The organism is Streptomyces sp. AC550_RSS872, from assembly GCF_019049285.1.
In the GTDB taxonomy this organism is placed as follows: Bacteria; Actinomycetota; Actinomycetes; order Streptomycetales; family Streptomycetaceae; genus Streptomyces.
Window position 1 is genome coordinate 1 of the sequence record NZ_JAGMUL010000186.1, and the last position, 243, is coordinate 243.

Genomic DNA, 243 nt, shown 5'->3' on the forward strand with positions numbered 1-243 from the left:
TGGGCGAGGGCGTCGAGGTAGGTGTTGGCGGCGGCGTAGTTGGCCTGTCCTGCGGTGCCGAGTTGTCCGGCGGCGGAGGAGTAGAGGACGAAGGTGGTGACGGGGTGGTCGAGGGTGAGGTGGTGGAGGTTGGTGGCGGCGTCGGTCTTGGGTTGGAGGACGGTGTGGAGTTGGTGGTCGGTGAGGTTGGTGGTGGTGGCGTCGTCGAGGGTGCCTGCGGTGTGGATGACGGTGGTGAGGGGG

At 67.9% G+C, this 243-nt stretch carries 1 protein-coding gene; it reads right to left on the bottom strand.

The features are described from left to right. On the bottom strand, nucleotides 1–243 hold a 243-nt coding region (locus KUM44_RS39855; protein WP_217214657.1), incomplete at both ends, for a ketoreductase domain-containing protein.